The organism is Anaerobacillus alkalilacustris (genome assembly GCF_001866005.1).
In the GTDB taxonomy this organism is placed as follows: domain Bacteria; phylum Bacillota; class Bacilli; order Bacillales; family Anaerobacillaceae; genus Anaerobacillus; species Anaerobacillus alkalilacustris.
Window position 1 is genome coordinate 1 of the sequence record NZ_MLQR01000040.1, and the last position, 20,398, is coordinate 20,398.

The 20,398-nt window shown below is 32.5% G+C and carries 13 protein-coding genes; 3 read left to right on the forward strand and 10 right to left on the reverse strand.

Annotation, left to right across the window (positions count from 1 at the left end; genetic code table 11):
• Positions 1–1,167 (reverse strand): IS21 family transposase (istA, locus tag BKP37_RS15735; protein ID WP_071310582.1); only part of this gene is annotated, 1,167 nt, incomplete at its 3' end.
• 154 nt (positions 1,168–1,321) lie between these two features.
• Complete coding sequence (locus tag BKP37_RS15740; protein WP_245712547.1) at positions 1,322–1,597, reverse strand: hypothetical protein; 276 nt, start codon at positions 1,595–1,597, stop codon at positions 1,322–1,324.
• 877 nt (positions 1,598–2,474) lie between these two features.
• Here BKP37_RS15740 and BKP37_RS15745 point away from each other — a divergent pair.
• Complete coding sequence (locus BKP37_RS15745) at positions 2,475–2,708, forward strand: hypothetical protein (protein WP_071310584.1); 234 nt, start codon at positions 2,475–2,477, stop codon at positions 2,706–2,708.
• A gap of 21 nt (positions 2,709–2,729) precedes the next feature.
• On the opposite strand, the gene BKP37_RS15750 is transcribed toward BKP37_RS15745, so the two are convergent.
• From BKP37_RS15750 to BKP37_RS15760, 3 genes are read right to left on the reverse strand one after another with little or no spacing between them, the layout of a single operon-like run.
• Complete coding sequence (locus tag BKP37_RS15750) at positions 2,730–8,033, reverse strand: FtsK/SpoIIIE domain-containing protein (RefSeq protein WP_071310585.1); 5,304 nt, start codon at positions 8,031–8,033, stop codon at positions 2,730–2,732.
• Positions 8,033–9,580, reverse strand: a complete 1,548-nt coding sequence (locus BKP37_RS15755) for a pyridoxal-phosphate-dependent aminotransferase family protein (RefSeq protein WP_071310586.1) — start codon at positions 9,578–9,580, stop codon at positions 8,033–8,035. Before BKP37_RS15755 ends, BKP37_RS15750 begins: the two co-directional genes overlap by 1 nt.
• Entirely contained in the window at positions 9,580–11,394 is a 1,815-nt protein-coding gene (locus BKP37_RS15760) for a hypothetical protein (protein ID WP_071310587.1), read from the reverse strand. Before BKP37_RS15760 ends, BKP37_RS15755 begins: the two co-directional genes overlap by 1 nt.
• Positions 11,395–11,703: 309 nt before the next feature.
• On the opposite strand from BKP37_RS15760, the gene BKP37_RS15765 reads away from it, so the two are divergent.
• Positions 11,704–11,982 (forward strand): hypothetical protein, encoded by a 279-nt coding sequence (locus BKP37_RS15765; protein WP_071310588.1) that lies wholly within the window; start codon positions 11,704–11,706, stop codon positions 11,980–11,982.
• A 464-nt stretch (positions 11,983–12,446) separates the two neighbouring features.
• Here the strand turns inward: BKP37_RS15765 and BKP37_RS15770 are convergent, their stop codons facing one another.
• The 5 genes from BKP37_RS15770 to BKP37_RS15790 form a co-directional block, all read right to left on the reverse strand.
• Positions 12,447–13,262 (reverse strand): phosphoadenosine phosphosulfate reductase domain-containing protein, encoded by an 816-nt coding sequence (locus BKP37_RS15770; protein ID WP_071310589.1) that lies wholly within the window; start codon positions 13,260–13,262, stop codon positions 12,447–12,449.
• A gap of 15 nt (positions 13,263–13,277) precedes the next feature.
• Entirely contained in the window at positions 13,278–16,688 is a 3,411-nt protein-coding gene (locus tag BKP37_RS15775) for a hypothetical protein (RefSeq protein WP_071310590.1), read from the reverse strand.
• A complete protein-coding gene (locus BKP37_RS15780; protein WP_071310591.1) occupies positions 16,685–17,551 on the reverse strand; it encodes a DUF4007 family protein in 867 nt (288 codons plus the stop codon). Before BKP37_RS15780 ends, BKP37_RS15775 begins: the two co-directional genes overlap by 4 nt.
• A gap of 385 nt (positions 17,552–17,936) precedes the next feature.
• Positions 17,937–18,212, reverse strand: coding sequence for a tyrosine-type recombinase/integrase (locus BKP37_RS21060; protein ID WP_084034781.1), 276 nt, complete (start codon positions 18,210–18,212; stop codon positions 17,937–17,939).
• Between the two features lie 84 nt (positions 18,213–18,296).
• Positions 18,297–18,752 carry a hypothetical protein gene (locus BKP37_RS15790; protein ID WP_071310593.1) on the reverse strand — a complete coding sequence of 152 codons (456 nt, stop codon included), beginning with the start codon at positions 18,750–18,752 and terminating at the stop codon, positions 18,297–18,299.
• A 570-nt stretch (positions 18,753–19,322) separates the two neighbouring features.
• On the opposite strand from BKP37_RS15790, the gene BKP37_RS15795 reads away from it, so the two are divergent.
• Positions 19,323–20,342, forward strand: a complete 1,020-nt coding sequence (locus BKP37_RS15795; RefSeq protein ID WP_071310594.1) for a hypothetical protein — start codon at positions 19,323–19,325, stop codon at positions 20,340–20,342.
• Positions 20,343–20,398: the final 56 nt, after the last annotated feature.

The window sequence follows — 20,398 nt, forward strand, 5'->3', positions numbered from 1 at the left end:
CTTCCCAACCTCCAGGGAGATTTCATGTTCCCCGATCATTTCGCCTGTTTCTTGATCTATAATTTTTAGCGTCTGTTCTTCTACTAATAATGTAACAACTGTTCCAAATGGAGAATATGTTCCGAGAGGAACACTATAGCGATTTGATTTAAATAGAATAGTATTGTCCTTACGAACAGTCCTTGTTATACTTGAATTAAGGTTTGTATATTTTTGCTTATTGTTGTTGGTCGCATCAATAAGCGGAAGGGCTGGTCGTAAATGTTTCTTTTCTTCTTGAAACACTTCGACTGGTCTTTTTTTCGTTATATTATGGACCTTACCATTCCCAGTTCTCTCTAACCAACGAAGGCACTGCTCGTTCCAACTATCACAATTAGTAAAAATGCGAAACTTTGCGAAGTTTTTCTTTACAAAACCTACTACATTTTCAATTCTACCTTTACTTTGAGGATCAAACGCCCTACACATATATATTTTCAGTTGATGCGAGTGACGAAAGACTTCAAACTCTTTTGTCATGATAAGATCACCATAGTTTTCACTAACAATAATAATTCGATCTTGATCGTACACGATTTCATAAGGTATTCCACCAAAGTATTGAAAAGCGTTTTCATGAGCCATAATTAAATCCTTTGTAGTAAAAGGACGATTTAACCACTCAACATATTTGTACCTAGAGTTAGATAAAACAAATGCTACAAAGTATAGTTTCACCATCTTTCCTTCCATAGTTTTTACCTTTATTTGTCCAAAATCTACTTGTGCCTGTTGCCCCATTGGCGTATCTTCAATCGCCTGAAATTGCCTTTCTTCCTTAGTTCTAGGGAGATCATACTCTTTCCTCAAATTGCGAACATAACTCCTAACGCTACTTTCCCCGACTTTAAACTCTGGGAAGCGATCTTGAATCCAATCAAAAATCTGTGCAGCACTGACATCCGGAAACTCTCTAAGCCAATTAAGGATCATCCCTTTAAACACATCTAACTTTTTTCTCCTCGTCTTACAAGAAGCTAACCAAATGCTCATTTCATCAGGAGACATGTTTAAGTACTTATACAATGTTCCTCTTGAAATATTAAACTTTTCTGCAACCTTTGCTTTTGAGTACCCTTGTTCTAACATTCGTTTAATTTCCACATACTTCAACCACTTTTCCACCTTTCAAAGCCCCCCGACAGTTAAATAATATAAAACTATCATACTGTTAGAGGATATTTTGGTAAATAAGTGTTCAAATTTATTTGTCGGAAACTGTCTATTTTAGTTTAGCAGTTACATGGGATTAAGCACAAATAATAAAAAGCTATATTCACTACATAACAGGTTTATCTAACTCATCGTTTTTTCTAAATGTTGGACATTTCCTCGGAATAACAAATGCAGTAAACTCCTCCCCAAGTCCCTGATCTGGTTGGTTATTAATTGCAGTTATCAGTGATGCATTACTAAACCCTAGTGGAACCGCGGCATCTCCCTCAAAAATTGCGTTTAGATTATCTATATACTTTCCTTTCGAATGTCCGCACTTGCACTCCTTCCATTCATAATCAAGATTAAAAACACTATTACAGTCTAAACAAATTAGCAATTTAACGTTCCTCACCTCCCTTTTAATATTAAATTCTTTTGAATGGAGAATTCATAGTAATTTATACTGCTGAATTCTCTTATTTAGCTCATTAGCTTAACTTTATCTCACTAGATATTGTCGAATTGTATAGGGTAATTTCGAAAACGCTGTTAATGGCATTTTCTTTTATCAATATTAAAGTCTAAAAGTCAAAGATATCGCATGGTATATTAGACATTTTATAATACTAATTTCTCAGATTACCGCCTGCTAAAAACATCATTAATCTTTTGCTTTAACCACTTATTAATTATACAGAAGGCAAACGGTTAATTATATATTGGTACAGTTGACGTATTTTTGTGGTGTAGGATCTATTCAATGGTTATACATATCAGTGATCACAATAACACCATTTGTCTACCCCCTTTAAATGCCCTTAAATATACTATCTTTATTAAAAGGAAGGGTAACTAACTTTTTCTTAATCTAACGGTCATGATTTATTACTCTTTTCACCAAAATTACACTCTAACCTTTATCCTTGTTCATAATGCCTTAATATCTAATTTATAAAAAACGAATAAGTAAGTTATGCTATAGTTAATATAATCACTCGAGGGATACATATGAGATGTACATGTGGAGGCATTTATTTCGTAAAAGATACAGAAGAAATTCCAGAATATTCAAAAAAAAAAAAAAAAAAAAAAAAAAAAAAAAAAAACATGAACTTCTTTACGATAGAGTCTGCGATGTAGAGTGCAACAAATGTAAAAAAACTCTATATCCTCACCCATACGATTCTGGTAAGAGTATTAATAAGCTGCGACCTCTAAAGAATGATATTAATTGATTGATTTATATAACTCACTTTTTTTGACGGAGGATATTTATGGATATAAAAAGAGTTCAGGAAAATCTAGAATGGATATATTTGGATTACTTTGATGGTTTATACAGTGAAAAACAGTTAAAACTCATGTTATTAAAACTTTACAAAAAAACTAATTTAACCGATAAAGTATGGTCTGAACTGATACTTGCTGCTCAATGGAGACACGCTTCTGAGGAAGATTACGAATTAAAAAAACTACAATTACGTGCAGAATATAAAGAAGATGACTAACATTTAGCCATCTTCTTTATTTTATTTCTTTGCTTTAATTATGTTACTTACTTTATTGATATCCTCACTTGATATATATGGAACTTGCGCATAAATCAGGTTTGGTTCTCCTGACAATTTAGCCACCAGATGACCTTTACCAAGTAAATTTTCAGCACCTTTTTCACCTAGTGCAATTTCTGACGTTCCAGTACTACCTACCTTTAAGATAAGCCTATTTCCTAAATTATCCCTTAACTGCATAGGTAGCGCATCTTTATCTGGCCTTTGTGCTGCAAAAATCAAATGAATACCCGCAGCTCTTGCTTTAACTCCTAGCCGTTGAACAATGGATGATACTGTACTCTTATACTCATCTATTAACATCCAATCTGCAAACTCATCATGTATGAGATAAATAAATGGTAACTTATGCTTATCGTCTACTTTCTGATTATATTCCTTTAAATTTGGTACTTTATAATCCCTAAACATCAAATACCTTTTTTCCATCTCACCCACTAGCTCTTCGAGTATCTCCGACGCTCTTTGTTGATTAATAATTATCCCCTCTGATAAGTGAGGTAATTCTTCAAGGTTTTGATAGTCCACACCATATTTCGGGTCAATTAAATATATTTTTGCTGTATCAGTTGAATTCGTTGCACAAATGTCTAATATAAGGGTTTGAATTAAAACGGATTTCCCACTCCCGGTTTCACCTGCAATTAATGTATGAGGGGCATGCTGCTCTAATCCTCCGAAAGCTCCACCTAAGTTTAAATACAGTACCTCACCGTCTACTTCTTTTACACCCAATATAAAGTTCAAATTGGTATCTTTAATATCATTTTTCAAATCTCTATTATTCCAAACATTTGCCAATGAAACAGTTTCCCGTTGTGGTCTTTCTATAAAAACTACTATCTCACCGGGCTGAGGGAGGATATTAATGATGTTCAGTGCATGGGTTGTTAAAAGTTGAGACTTTTTCTTTTCAATATCCTCTACCCTTAAACGATCGGAACCCTTTAACTTAATAATAGCAGCATTGGGTGTAAGTCTAGATTCTAATACTTTTCCTTGTAAATTATAAGTTGCCAACGCTGCCTTCAAAGAATTAACAGCACTAGAGAGCCAATCTACTTCGCTATTACTATTTACCTCTTCATTAACATTATTAGTTATCCAATCCTGTAAATTTGCATTTGATATATTTGTATTATTTTCTGAATTAGGAATAGTATCCATAGCTCGTTTTTCATCCGAACTACTCTCCTCGTTCTGTCCTTCTCCTACCTTTTTCTCTGGGGTTTCATTTCTTACTTCTTCTTCTGTACTATTAACTTTTTCTTTTATCTCTTTTTCAATCTCATTTTTATCCGTAGGCAAGGAAGGGTTAAACGTTTTCCATGTAACTTCAGTAGCAAAATTTGACCTAACATTATAGAGTGGTTTTTTATCTAAAATAGATAAGATAAGACCCCTAACAGATTCTCTTGAATAAACCTCTTGGAAGCTATTTTCAACCTCATTTATTCTAATTTGCTCGCTCTCTATTGTATCTGAACCATCACTTGTTGGTACAAAAACATGAGAATATCCTTTTATTTCTATTTCTACTCTACCTGTTCTAATTAATTCTCTCCACTTTTCAATAGCAATTGTAGAGTTCTGCATAAAAATCGTTCCTTCGACAAGCAAATCACTAATTTTGGACAACCATAAGTCTCTATCAAGACGACTAGGTACACCAAATAAAGCCTCATTTATTCTCAAAACTGTATCAATAAGTTGTTTTTTTGAGGTTTTCTTGGAATTCGACAGACTTTTTATATCTACAAACTTAGCCTCAGTAACCAACAGTTTTAAGTAGTATTTCCCATCCTTCTCAAATGGACTAAGAGCAAGTATATCGGCAATCTGCTCTTCTTTTTTTCCTAACCAACTTGCATAGTCATCAAGGAAGTACCAGCCTATACTTCCTCCTTCTTCAACCTCTTCTTTTGTAATTAACTTACTAAGGACAACTCCCATTAACTCACTAGCATATCGTCCTATTTTTGCTGCTCTTAGTACAATATCTCCTGATAACTCATTAGCTTCATTTATAAAATAATCGGTTAACCAGTCGATATCTTCATCATTGATACCTAGATTTAATGTCTTGAATTTTCTTTTTAATATTATTTTTAAGAGTTTAAGAGATGTTGTTGTTGAGACAACTAAGTTAGGACCGTTAGTCTTATTATGTTGATACTTTATTACATTGACGCCTTGGCTTTTTAAAAGTCTTCTATCTAGAAGCTCATCATAATTTGCTACCCACTCGCCAAGCTTATGAGATTCTTCAAAAACATTTTTAGTTTCACTATTCTGAAAGGTAATTTGCCTTGCAGGTAAGAAGTACCCTGCTGCTTCTTCATCCACACTCTCCGATATACTTCTAATAAAACTTAAATACTGCCATCCCTCGGTTAGCTGACTAGGGCATACTAGATAAGTGGTAGATTTTAATTCATCTTTTGCAGCTGGGCGACGTCGTGACCATCTAGCTGGAAATAATTCTAAGTTACTCGGGTTATAAGTTGTCTCTACTTTAGTCCACTCAAAATTAGCTTGTCTAGAAATTACATCTTGTAAAAACACTATATCGTAAGGTTTACCTTCTTCTCTTTCTGAAACAGAAGATTGATGTGCCATTACCCCAATACGAAGCTTTGCCATAAAGTCATTAGTAACTTCACTTGCAACAAACATATCAGGATCAGAATCAGATCCTTCAACCATCTTTGAATATATCTGATTTAGTTTATTCGTATCTCTATGTCTTAACACCACTTGACACCTTATATTGTCATTTTTACTGTTTAACTTCGAGATAGAATCCACAATTGACAGTGGTAATCTAGTTGAGTCGGAATTGTATAAAACGACGCCTAAGTTGGCACCCTCATGGGGTTGCAACTCAAGATACCGTTCTAATAAACCAGTTAACTTTTCACTTGCATTTTTTGGATCTTCATTTGTTTCTTGATCAGTTACCTTAACAATCGGCATTTCCATTAAACTATAATCATAAAGAGAATCTGTGATTGATAATAATTCAGGGATATCCTCCCCATTAAATCCTAAACAAATCTCTGGATAATAAGAATGCTCAATATCATTTATAAGTTCATTGAAGAAAAGCTTTGAATCTCCAAAGTCTATTTCTGTTGATGATAATAAGTAAATAATTATATTGTTAATTTGCTGCATTTTCGTCGCAAGAGCAGACATCCTGAAAGGATTCCAAGGAGGTATAATTGCTAAAGGTCTCGTATCTCTTACCTCTACCACTCCTAATTTAATAATTGGATACCAGATATTTATCCGGTTAATGTCTCCTTTTGCGTATTTCGATATTTTACTTAATAATTCTCCATATAGTATTGACTGTTGAGTATGTGACTCATTTATTAATCCTTCCTCTACCCAGTGATTAAGAGCATTAGTGTATTCTTTGGAAAACTTTTCCCAAGAGGTTGATATTTCTTGATAACCCTCTTCATTAACTCTCCCCTCAACTCTAGAATTTTCCAATTCCTGAAGAAACTGCTTTGATATATCTTTATCTTCCTCATATACTCCTACAAGAGAACCTCTATCTTGTCTATATACTGCCTGTAAGGTATATATATCGTTTAGCGATATTCCTTGTAGCTTCCCTTTTTTACTTATTGGGTTTTTTGCTACACTTGTGTGTTGGAAAGGTTTTTCCTTTAATCTTCTTACATCATTAAATAGCTCCATCCCAATTGCATTTGTTGCCCCTTCCCAAACCAATTGCACTTTACAGTCTTGTTCTATACCATGTTCATCTTGATAGAATAGCTCAAAGTAAAATTTAATTTGTCTTGAACCCTTTGATACTGAGTTATTTGGCTTAAAAGGATTTCCCTTCGCTTTTGCCCTTTTCTTTTCCTCTTCTATAAAATTATCGTACTCAAAAAGATAACAAGTATCCCATTCAATTGAAGATTTGGTTAATTTCTCTAATCCCTTATATCTAGTAGAAAAATACAAGCCTAGATCGGTATTTAAATTTAGCCAAACATTTCTTGAATCTCTCTTTTGTGTTTTAATTTTGATTACCTTTTTTCCACTTGATGCTTCGGATTGCGCAAAAAGTCTTTCTATCGCTTGCATAAATCCAATTAAGAAATCAGTACACTCTATAGGCTTTCCGTAAATAAACTTATCCCACTTGGCCTTTAATTTCTTATCACTCTCAATTTGATATCTTTGCTTTTCATAGAATGCTATATCTTCCTCATTTGGTTCCCTTGCTTTTCTCTTCCCCAATAGCTCTAGGTAATTCTCGTCTTCTTCAGTAATTAAATCAGAATACTCATCCTCTAAGAATTCTTTTGTTTCTTCAGCTAAAGTTGTTTTTTTGGAGATTTTAATACCTGAGAAAAAACTACCAATATGGTCTTGCTCCCATTCATAAGTTGCTAATACCTTAGATTCATCATTCCATCCGGGCTTAGATTCTATGAACTTCAATATGGCAGGATGTATATCTTCCGGAATATATTCTTTAGCTTCTTCGAAGGAATTTATAAGTTGATCGTTTTCTATTACATCTCTAGAAGGAGTTAGCTTATGAAGAAAATAACTTCTCTTTTCTTTTAATTCTTTGAAAGCTGCTGCCCACTTATTTTTATAAGTTAACCTATTTTCAGGAATACTATAGAAATAACCGGAATCTCTAGGGATTTTTAAAGCAGGTAATGCCCAGCCCAATGCTTCAATAAGAGAGGTTCCATCTTTGTCTATACTTTCTCTAGTACTGACAATAAACGTACTAACCATTTCTAAGCTACAGTCGTTAATACTAAGTAATCCTGTTAAAGCTTTTCCCCATATATTTAATAATCTATCGCTTCCATTTATAGAGGGTAAATCTTTCGATACAACTTTTATCCACAGGTGAGTATTAGATTTAAGATCATTAGCCCCTATTGTATAGATATTCCTTAACGATTGACCTTGATCGTCATTATTATTTGCCAGCAGCAGCACTGGCTTATCAGTGTGGGTATGTCGTAACCTAGTCGTTCTTTCCCGTGTAATAATATTATCAGGTAAATCGTTACCAACCGCTAGTTCTATAGGTATCTTTATATCAATTATATCTTTAAGATATATATCATTTAAGATTTCTTTACATATAACCGATACCTGCGGACCGGACAGTCTATCCAATAAAAATCTAGCAGTTCCATCAGAAAATTCATTCTCTATATTAGATTTTAAGTATTCGACGGCTACCTTTCCGATTAACTCTAAATGATTCATTATATACCATCCTTTGCAAAAGGATTCTCAACATATGCACAAGCATCAGACAACCTTCTTAGTAGTCCCATACTAGAAAGCCTTTGTTCTAACCTTTGTGAATTATCCGAGAAAGATTCTTGATCAGCTTGCCCTGAATTAATTACATCTGTTGCCTCTTTATCGCCAATAACAAATCCATACTTTTCAAAAAGTTTTTTCAGAAAGTCTTGAAATTCCATTCTTTCAGGTACATTTGCTAATACTAAGGTCTTTAAAAAACTGTCTGTTGGAGCATACCTAATTCGCTGACTATTTCTACTTGAGGAGAACCCTATTTCTCTTCCCCATACCCTATGGAAATTGTTAACATGCTGTTTATGTCTTGCAATTGCTTTGTCCACTAACTCTTCTACCAATGAGTCAACATTTTCTGCTAACAGATCATCACTATTTGATGGCCATAAAAAATATTTATTTAATAACTTTTGTGCTTCAAAGAACGGATCAGGGAAGTCCCCTATATTTTCCCATTCCTCTGTTTCTTTAATACTTCTTATATAATGCTCTAAAGCTTGCCTAGAAAGGTTGTTATTGTTAATATAGGAATCTGATGCAAGATCCCTAATAATTGTTTTTTTAGGAGCTAAAATTTCTAAAATAAACTGTGTTTTATTACTCTGATTAAGAACATCTTTTGATCTATTAAGAAAATAGATAATCATGTGTAGGCCCGTAATATTTACTATATGCGGTATAGTATCGTATGCTGGTATTTTATTATTAAATATATTAATCCAATCGTCAGCCATATTAGTGTACTCTTGTAAATATTCATAAGGTAGGTAGGACCCTGTTGAGTCTTTTGCTACTTCTGCTTTTCCATAATTCGGCTGCAATAATTGGGCTAATCTGTTATAAATAGATTTTGAATTGATTATATTGGGTTCAAGAAAACCCAGAAGCTCTTCCCCTTTGTTAGAACGGGAAAGCATTAAATATAACAACTCACCAGTTCTTCCAAAGAATCTCCTGTCAGTCTGAACTTTATTCCCATTCACCCTCAAATCTTCATATAAGCACTCTTTGCCATATGGAAAGATAAATTGAGAACTCCACCTTTTATTATTTTCTCCTTCAATAGTACTACTCTGGAGGAACTTAACTGTTTCGTAGAACTTATCAAAAGTGTCAAAGTTTCCTTTTAAGTAAGACAGATTAGGGTAATCGCTTCCTCCGAAGTTTTTCTCAGCCAATTTCAACCAATCAGTCCAAGCTTTATTATCATCATTGGTTGCTTGATAGTCCCGATATACAATTTCCATAAAAGGATTATTAAAAAGAATATTCCTCAAATAAAGCCTAGTATAAGGGCTATATGCCAACCTATTAAATTCATTTTCCTTAAAAGCTCTTTTTCTTTCGCACTCTGAATTTAATACTCCCATGAATTCCATTACACAAAGCCATGGTGTTTGTTCATCGTACAATCTATGACCCCAAATTGCTTCATCTACCCAAAAATCTGACTTGATATTGTTAGATGTTCGTGGAAGAGTTTTTAGCATTAGAACACCTCCAAAGTCTTATGCTCAACTATGCCTTTTTCATTTACTTTTAATAGTTTTAGGGAAATTTGAGCCTCTTCAAGTTCACCATCTGCTTTTCTTCTATCATCTAATTTTTTTAATAATCTACTCTTAAATGCTAATATATCCTCGTAGCATTCTCTTGAAAAACTGCCGGGTAATGCTCCTTCGGCCACTCTAGATATAAATTCATATCTTACTAATTGTAAGTTAAGTTTCACAGGTTCTAGGTCACTCGCAAAACTAACTGATAAATTTACTCTTTGATTGTCTTCTCCCATATCAAACTTAATATACTCACCTCTTTTTGGAGAAACGGAAACCATTTCCTCCAAAACTCTACTAATCTTGGCTTGAGAGTAATTGCCGGAAGTAGATAAGATTAATTGATCATTATTTTGCACCAATAAACCAGTGGTAATTCTATTTAAACCTCTTACTAATCTAGTAAGGTATTGGGGTTTGACCTTTTGATTATCTTTTGAGACTCGATAAACTTGGTCTAGAAACTCTCCTGCATATTGAAATGTTGTTAAATTCCACAGGTTTAATCTATCTTCTAGCTTCTCAGGAATTACAAAAAATAACCTTTGTCGTTGAGATTTTAACATTTCTAGAAAATTATCTTTGTCTTCAACATCGCCTTCTAAGTAGGATTTTTTCTCAGCAATAAAGACCTTATCAGCTCCATATTGCTTATCCAATAGAACAAGAAGTTCATAAAGCTCATAGTACTCCTGATCATCTTCTCCAAATATCAATATATTATCTACGAGCGTATTCGTTTCTGATCCTATACCAAATTTATTAAGTGTCACAAATATATCTGTCGAATTTCTTTTTCTCTCCGTCAGGTTTTCTCCGAATATATTACGATAAATGCTAGCTAAGTAAGTTGTATTGTTTTCATTAATTTTCGATATATCAGTACACTTTAACAATTTATCCCTTACATCTGGATGACCTAGTAACATATTTGAGACCAACAGAAGTAATTGCCTTAATGGCATATGAATCTCATTTATTTCACATAAAGTTAATAAGTCTACTAACCTCTTCGTTATTAAGCTAGTTTCTTCTTCTAATCTCTTCTTGTTTTCGATTATTGGACAAAGAGTTTCATGTGAATTATTAAATGAGCAATTGTTACACTCTTCCCAGCCGGGATTATTTAATACTTCTTTAATTAACTTAGGGAGAAGCTCTGCTGAATTAGTTTTACTTAGATTGTATAATTTAATAAGAAAGCCTGTTTTCTCCTTTTTCCCTTCTACTAAAAGTTCCTCAATACAGTTTTTTGAATCTATAACATTATAGCTTTGTTTTACCATCTTCCACGTTTCAAGCAATTGTCCATCATTTGCAGCTACCAAAAATACTATTCTATTTTCCATACCCATAATTGAGTCAGCCATTGTAGACAGTATTTCTCTTTCGTCTTCCAATAATTCACTTAAATCTTTTATGAATATTACTTTGTAATTATTAACCATTAACTCTTCTATCTTATTATTTTCCGCCCACTTGACTTCAGATCCACCAAGTCTTTTCCAAATTTCACGACAGTAATAGGTCTTTCCATCTCCCGCTGTACCAGTCAATACAACTGAATAAGGATTTACACTTTTAAAGTTTTCAACTAGTTCTTCAAGATATTCCGTATCAATTCTAATTGGTGTAACTTTCTTTTTCCTCAAAATTGACTGTATAGTTTCATCATACATATTGTCATTTTGAGGAATAGGACCATATTGTCTTAAAAAGTTAACCCAATTCGATCTTATTGCGCTCATCTTTTTAATCCCTTCCTTTTCATGTTACAAATTTTACCTAATGTAATTATACTTTAATAAGCGGGTCTATTACACCATGAATTAATTACTAATAGCACTATTAAATAAATGAAGGGTTTATGAAGACGAAATCTAGCAAACTACGGATTGTGCCTAGAGGCAATGATCTTCTGAATTCTTGTTAAATTGTGAGATGATTCATATTTGTGTATAAGTTCTGCCATTAGACATGATATAATTCAGAAAATAAGAGCAACTGTTAGCCAATAAATGTAAATGTAAATTTTATATAATAAGGAGGTAATCAATATGGGTATATTTGATCTTTTTAAAAGGGGAAGTTCGAAAGAAGAGAATGAATATACAGGTAAGACTCCACCTTGTCCAAAATGTGGAGAGTCATTAACTAAAAAATATGTTTATAGTGAAATGTACTGTACAAATTGTAACTATGGTTTAGATGATGCCGATGAAGATAATGATGAGTCATTAAGCGTTTACGAAGCTGCAGAGATTTGGGCTTCACACGGAAAAGATGAAGATTACATGTTTGGGTATACTGAAAAAGAATTGGAAGAAGCTTTATAAAACAAAAGTACTCTCCTATTAAAGTGCCTGACCCCGGGACTGTAAAGTATTACTACAGTTGGGTTAGGCACCTTTTCATTTCAAGTAGAGCAACTGCTATATGCTGCGCAGTACAACGATACCATTCAATAGAAGATGATAATCCATAATTAGCTTAATTGTGGGAGAGCAAGCCTAATTCCTCGGTAAAGATAAGGAGAAGTAGTCTTTTTCTCTTCAAAATTGTTGATGTACTTCTAATAGTAAATACGTTGGCACTTAATGGTGAATTGCATAAAAAAACGCTAGTAAAACTAATGGAAAAGATGATACATTCTTGTGGCTGTAATCATGTCGCATCCTAAACGACGAATTACAATTTATTCTTGAAGCTATTAAGCAATTCAACGCTTGACTATAAAATGAAAGAGCTTGAATTTCTCAATCCAAGCTCCCTAAAAACTAGACATTATTATTCACTCTCTTTAAGAGTAGTGACAAACGCAAGGAACATCGTTTTCTTCAACTAACTTTTTAGCAATATCAGAGTCTTTGTCCAACTCTTTTCTATAATCCTGTAAGGTAAATGGTTTGCCATTTCTCTTGAGAATAGTAACATGTCCTAGTTGTTCTCTTAACCTATTTTCCATTTCTTCTTGTTCAATATAAACGCTTGGCCAAGTTTCATATAAATGTTTATAGTGATTAAATCCACCTCTAACACATCGACCACCACAGTTTGCATGTGAGAACCCTAGATGATACATCTCTGGAAGTTGAATATCCCAGTCCACTGTAATTATCTTCTTTATCTCATCATCAGATATATTACTTTCGTAAAGTGGGAATACTGTTTTTACTGGTTGCTCCTCTCCATTACGAGGAAGTAGGTAATGATTATATAATGCCTCGATCCCTTCACGTCTTCGTTTCTCATGTTTACCAATTCCAAAATAAAGTATTGGTTCATATCCATCATCTCGTAGTTCTTCGAGATAGATCATTGTTTGGGTAACCTTTAAATCAGACGAGCATTTTGCTAGTCTTGAGTTTCCTAGAAAACGTGTTTCTTCAAATACTTCCTCTGGCGTTCTTCCATCTCTTACCGTCTTAATATCTATTCCGATCTTTTCAGCTACTTCAACCATAAAACGTTTATTGTCTTTATGTTCCCAAAGGGTATCAGTAAAAAATAACTGAGATGTCTCCTCACCATGTTTTTGTACCATTAAATAAGCTACATAGGCACTTGCAGCTCCTCCGCTAAACATGGCAATATATATGGGTTCTCTACCGTACATACTTGTCACCTCTTTTTATTTATTTTCTTCATAGTAATCTACCAACAACTTATATAGTAGTGCAGTAATCTCTTCTTTAGGTAGTTTCCTTGCCATTAACTCAAGATCTGTTTTTACATTAGAATAAATAATATTACCTTTTGGAGATAATTCCCGTTTAGGGATTGCTAAGGTTTTTGAATCAACTTGCACTTCATGATATTCATCTTTAAGTTTTTCAATATTCGTTTCTAAAAGTGATTTAACTGTTTTGAAGAATACTTCACTTGTCGCATCAGACCAATCTTCTCTACTTACACCTACTAATTCGCTTGACAATTTATTTATCCAGTTATTATTATCGGTCGATAATATTAAATTAAATAACTTATTATCAACTTTTACTAGCTCATTTTGATTTTCAATGTACTCAAATAACTCTTCAAAGGAATTGGTATTTGTTAATTTGAAAATTGTTTCTTCAATTTGTTTTTTGTGATTTTGCGAGTAGACTTCACACTCTTGTTTAATTTTGTTTACCACTTTTACGTCAAGTTTTAACCTTAATAGTTCCTTTAATGCAATATCCGGTTCAAACTCGCCCTTTGTAATAAGCTTTTTAAAAATATTTGCTTTTGTTGATAGATTGTTTGTCTTTTGAGCTATCTTTGGTAGACTATTAAGCCACCTCAATAGCATTCTGTTTAATCGGACACTAGGATGATAAGAGGAATCTAACTCCGTTCTATATGACTCAAAACATTCATCTATAACGTCTATTATATTTTTATACTTATTACCTAATTTTTGATGACTAAAAGTATAATTTTCTGGTTTATCTAACATTCTGTCGTATAAAATGTCACCATTTACATCATTAATGTATGAACCATCTTTATGGTAAAACATTATATATTTCCATTCATTTTTTAAGATAGCTGTCAGCAATACAGGAATAATTGGTTCTCTTATCCCAAAATCTCTTCCTTTAAAAATCTTTATTAAAGTAGAAAAATTTCCACTTTCTGCTTTTATCTCATTCATTATCTTTTCACGTAATAATGTTATTTCTTCGCTTTCATTTTGAAGATTAATATTATTATTTTTTACTACAGAGGCATATATTAACTTAGCAGGTCCTTTAAACTTATCACTTTCTCCACTAATGATAGCATCTATGACTTCTTTCGCAGCTTTTAATTGTTGTTTTGAAATATTTCTTCTATTAAATGACTCATTATTTATTCTTGGAGTACGCCCATAAATTCTAGATGCAATCTGAGATAACTGTTCACTTAGCGCTATTCTGCTTTTAACACCTAAGTTGGTTCCTTCATAAATCCAGAATGAACCTTTATATTGAGTTATTGGCTCTAGAAGCTTTCTTATACGATAAATTTTATTTTCTCTTATTTTCAGCAATTCTTCTTCAATAATTGGATCTTCATTCAATAAATATTTATCCTCTAATAGTTTCTCAACCGATGATAATTCTATAATTTCCTCATCAAAATTGGTTAGAGACTTCTTGGGTACAGCAAATATTATTTGGGCATGGCCTTTGCTTAATCCCATAATGTTACTTTTTATTTCCTCAGTATCTGCATCCTTTTCTGGTATAACATACAGAACTTTAAGATCTGAATTAGAATCGTTACTAATGATTTGTAATTCCTTTTCACATATATCATTAGCATATATAGGCTTTATAGCTGCAAACCTAATCATATTTTTCTCATCATTGTATCTTTTAGGGTATGCATATTTTGATTCTAAAACTTTATTAATGATGCTTATACTATCGAGTTTATTAATACCCAAGAGGTTTTTTTCTTTTATCTTCATATTTAAATCAATGGAGCTTCCTTCAAAAACTTCCCAATTCTCATCGAATAAGCGGTACCTTATAAGCTTTTTACTCTCAAGTATTTCGATTACTTTATTAACCTTATTTAACTCCCAATTAAGCGCAAACGATATAAAATCCTTTGTTAATTTTCTTTTGCTACTTAGATTTGCAATATCCCACAGTGTGAATAGCTTTAATATCTGTAACTCACTATGTGCAGAAGCTTTTTTCTCTACTCTTTTCTTAACTCTCAAATATTTAAGATACGAGTTTCCAATTAAGGAGTCACTCATAAATTCTTGAAATGCTGGTTCAAAATAATCGAATAAACTACTTACAGGGTACCATGTTTTTTCTGCGTGAAAGTAATTTGCTAGTCCACCTTTTTCATTACTTTCTAAGAACGTAAATAAAGTTCTTTCATTTTGAGCTACAGCATTGGCTAGACGCGGAAGGGTATAAAGTGTAGCTGGGTGTAAAGGAAAAGAGTTTTCAACTACAATTGTCTTCTTTTCTCTTCCGTTTAATTCTGGAAATAAATCATATTTAATGATTTCATTTTCAAACTTATATTCCAGACTCAATTTATCCCTATAACTAGACGTAACTTGACTAGCAAGTCTAATAAATGTTGCTGGATCACTATAAGTATGGTAAATCTTAAAGCGTCCCTGTATTCTTTTAAATTCACTTTGTAGATCTTCCCCATAACTAAGGAAATACTGATTTAGATTTCTATGAGTTATTAAAAGAACATTAAAGTTTGCACTTTGATGATGATCAGCTATTTCAGCAATATCTTGGATGTCTTGCATGGCTTCAACCGTTTCATATTTATCCAAACTTTGAAGAAACCTTCCAAATTCATCATATACTAAATATATTCCTAAGTTCTGTTTATCGAGTTCATCTAAAATATTCGTTAGATGCTCAGTTATGTCAAGATTATAAGAGAGGCCTAACTCGGCACCTGCAGTTAGTAATGGATAAGTCTTTTTAAACCATTCAACTGTCTCAGTTTCATATCCATTAATATCTTTAATAAAACTTTCTACAGTCCAATTGTTTGTTTTTAAGTGTTTTTTAAACTGAACAAAAGTGTCATGGAATTGTTCTTCCCATAATATAATTTTATTCTTAATTTCATCAACGTAAGAAGGTATAGAGAAATCAAATCCATACTTACTAATTGATTTGTGTATTGAGGAGATTATCGCTTCACGAAAAGTCCCTTGGTTTCCATTTATCACCACAGGTATATATTTTTTTTCTGATTTATAAACTTGACTAAATAATCGACCAACACTTTCCTCTTGAGTAGTGACTTTATCGAATTTAGTAACTAGCTCATTGAAAGTATCCTGTTCAATATTTTTTGAAACTACATTTGCAATTAATGTTCCAACCATGGATTTCCCTGAACCATATGATCCTATTAATATGTGTGACTTATTTCCTTTATCTAAAAAACCTTCTAACACTCCTGATAGACTCTCTGAATGAGTAGGTGTTGGAATATACCTTTCTGCTATCCATTCACTACCTAAATCGAGCTTTATATTAACACTTGATTTGAATTTACTCTGTGTGATTATCATCTTAATGCCCTTTCTTTTCTAACATACTCTTCTTTCAAAAAATCAATAGGATCAACAAGGGTAACTCTAACTAAATCCAATCTATTCGTTCTATCAAAAACAAGTGGATACTTAGTAGCATTTACAAGTTGTTCAACTGCCTTTACAATCTCACTTCTTTGTAAATTAAATATCTTCCCCCATAGATTCCTGTTAGTTTCAAGCTCATCTATTGATATTTCAGAATGTCCGTATTTTAACAGTACATACATTAATGCTGTTAAACCGATGTTTTCATATTTAGGACTTCTCTTATAAATTCTTCCGTCAATTTCTTCTATCAGATTTAAAGCTGTAAGAGGACTTTGAATTACTTCCTCGGGGTCATCTGATTTGCTTTTGGAATAATACTGCTTAATTAAACAATCAATGTCACGTTCTAATGTATCAATCGAATTTTTAGAATCGTAATTCTTATTTATCCAAGTAATAAGGTCCTTTATAGCCTCTTCCTTCACAAAGGATTTTTTTTCATATTCATTAAAAAACCAATACCAAGTAGTTGATGGTTCTTTATTGTCCACAATGTGATAGTGTATGATGCTTATAGTATCATTCATTTCTATATAAGGGTCATACTCATTAAAGATTTCTCCAAATGGTGAAATAGTGTGAATTACTTTATTTTCAGCATTCCGTTTGTCAGTTTCACAAATTTCCGTTGCTTCTATCCAATGCTTCAACGATTTAACCATATTTGTCCCTAAACCAATCAATTCTGATGCATCTTTATCATAGAAAAATCTATTGTTATCTAATTGTTGTATAGCTTTTCTTAACCAATATGTTCTAAGATAAAAACTTTGATGTTGTCCAAAACCCAATTTAATTCGCTCCTTTATTTCTGGAGAGCAGTCTCCAGAATTACTACTAATTCATTCTATCATACTTCTTGTTGTAATTCAGTTTCCAAACAAGAAGAAATAACCATATCATGTTGTGTGTTGAATCAATAGTTGTAATTTTCCAATTTTAATATCCCTCAATAAAACTGATGAACTCTTAAAATTAGGCTTTGTTAAAGGTTCAGTCTGCTGTTTAAAAAGGAATATAATTTCCAACTTATTCCAAGCAAATCTAGTATTCCTAATTGATGTCCATATGCAAAAAAGAGGTAGCTCAAATCAATAAGTAAATTTGAGCTACCTTGCTATTTAATCTCGCTTATCGGAATAGAAGATGAGAGTATGTGCTTTTTATATCACGAATTCATAATCTAACTTTTAGAGCTTCGATGCTCACAACATTTTGAATTAATAAGCGGATGTGTGTGTGACGTAAGCCATGAAAGGTTATTTCTGCTAAACCCGCTTTGTTAATCAGGGTTCTCATTTGTGTATGAATAAAGGCCGATTTGATAAACCCTCCACTTTTATTGGTGAAAACAAGATTATATACATTTTGATAGTTTTTGCCTAGTTCAACTTCTAATTGCTCTTGGGCTTTCTTATGATGAACCAATTTCTCAATAAATTGTAGGAACACATCTGTTAGCTTAACTACAACTAAATCAGGTCAGCTTTTTGTCGTTAGACACACTTTTGTCGGGTGTTAACAACGAAATTTTGATTATTGATCGAAAACCCTTATCTTGTTATTTGTATTTCCTAAACAAACATCGCAAGATATATATCCCTGATCTCTTGCTTCTTTGGCTGAATTGAATGGAACCTTATTGTGAATACTTGTCTTGATAGCCCACTCACATTTTTTATTATGATATTTTTTCGAATTAGCATTACCCACAAATTGAGCTTCTTTTTGAAATTTTATGTATTCTATACCTTCAGAGTATTCTTTATCGGTTCCATAAAGTTTAATGCAATCTTCACCTGTGTCATTTTTACTAAAATAAACTCTGTACCCGTCTTTAAAATAACGTGTTTGAGGTCCTAAAAATTTGCCGCTATAACTTCTGGTGCTACTCGTCACACCAAATTTGTCTACTCGTTTTTTTTCTCTTCTGGAAAAATACAATAATCCTAATGGTATAATGCTCGCAAAAATTAAACCCAAAATGTCCATAATAACGACAACCTCACTGTTTCTCAGAATTAATATCACAATAAATGATGTTAAAACAAGGAATTCTTTTGATTACTCCATAATCCTGCTTCGTTAGTTTAAGTGAAACCCTCACAATCTCAGTAATAGCTACAAATAAATCATATCAGAAAATCACAAATTAGGTGTATAAGGTTTTCTTCACTAGTCTGTGAGCAGTTGCTTAATACTCTCCGCGCAGTACTATATGCCTTTACTTGGAAGGGGTGTATGGTTGGACGCTCCTCCTATTGAAACAATGTTTCAACCTTCCATGAACATTTTAAAGATGATTCACATCACTTTTTATTGTAGACACTATAAATACCTAAATGAACCGAGAAACAATGTTTAACATATTCAAGAGCAATATCTTAAATGTCAGGATTTGGTTGTCCTCTCCAACTATATTCCAGTTTTCTTTTTAGTACAAATCCCAACTAAAAAAATGACTTTAAACAACAAGCATAGATATTTTTTTCCTGAAGACTTAAAATCCAAATTAGTTACTAGTAATATATTTAGGATTTTTATTAGGAAGGGGTAACACAAATGGAAAAAACTTTAACACCTAAAGGATTCTTAATACTACCACGCTATGAAATCCCAAATGTAATGGATAAGATGATTTTTACACTCCTATTGGAGAAAGCAAATTTTATTGACTCAGCTCAATGTATACGTGGTGAGTTAATAATCTCAACAGAAAAATTTGCAAAAGAAACAGGCTGGACCTATGCACAAGTGCGGGGTGCTTTAACTCGTTTAAGTAAACTTGACCTAATAACTAAAATAGCAATGCCAAGAAAAAAAGGGTTAAGAATAACAATCTGTAACTACTCTTACTATCAAGATTTAAGAAATTATAAAATTAATGCCTCAATTTTAAATAATCAAGAAAACAATGATGAAGGCGATACTGAAAACATGGAAGAAAACAAACACCAAGTGTTTGATACCTCAATGAAATCAATAGTCACAAGACCAATGAATAATGATGAAAACAAACAAGTTACAATATCTAAAGTCAATAAGAAAGACAATGAAAAACACAATACTATAACTAAATACCTTAACGAAATTATAGTACATCATTTAAAAGACAAAAAAGAAAAAATATTGAGTGATTTTCTTGAACTTGCTCTTTCTTCAGACTTCATAATCCAAAATGATGAACAAACCTCTACATTTGCTGAGTATATTAAACAATTTAATTCACCAGTAGCCCAATTGGAACAAAATAAATTAAATAAGTATTTAAATTGCATTCGTAAAAGTAGGTCTTCAGAAAAGATTAATTTATCAAAAATACTCATATTTTTCACTGATGTTGAAAAATACAAAATGTCTGACATAGACAAAGCAATTTCAATTCATATTGCTCACCACTGCTTTAAAAACGAGGCATATACCAAAGGAATCTTAGAAAACATTAGGGTAGCCTCAGACACAGATAACCATTCTATTAATGTAACAGAGCATAAAATACCTGAAAACATTAGAGCTAGAGAAGAAAGATTAAGAGCAAAAGGTTTTCTTAGTAACTTGCAGGATGTAGTTGTAGATTACTAGTTTATAAGGTTTAAAGAATAATGGAAATATCACTTCACTCAAATATTAAAATATTA